We start from the raw sequence: 308 nt of genomic DNA, 5'->3' as shown, positions 1-308 counted from the left end.
GATGCGTCGCCTCGGCGCCCGCGCCTTCCGGCTGTCGCTGGCGACGCATCGCGGTTTCGAGGTCGGCATGGTCGCCGCGCTCCAGCGCGTCCGACAGGATGACGACGCAGGCACCGCGCGCGAAGGCTGAAAAGCGCGGCACCGACAGGAAGGCGAGCAAGGTCGGCCCCATGCGGGTACCGCCGTCCCAATCGTCCACCGACACTGCAGCACGCGCCAGCGCCTGGCTGCGGTCGCGGATGCGCAACGCCGACGTGATACGGGTCAGCCGCGTGCCGAAGGTGAAGACTTCGGCACGGTCCGCGCCT

Annotated in this window: 1 protein-coding gene; it reads right to left on the bottom strand. The window is 71.1% G+C overall.

What is annotated here, in order from left to right:
* The coding region (locus EN874_RS32990) for a VWA domain-containing protein (protein ID WP_127428866.1) at positions 1 to 308 on the bottom strand (308 nt) is incomplete at both ends.

This window comes from Mesorhizobium sp. M1D.F.Ca.ET.231.01.1.1 (assembly GCF_003999155.2).
Taxonomy (GTDB): domain Bacteria; phylum Pseudomonadota; class Alphaproteobacteria; order Rhizobiales; family Rhizobiaceae; genus Mesorhizobium.
This window is presented reverse-complemented; position numbering and strand designations above follow the sequence as displayed.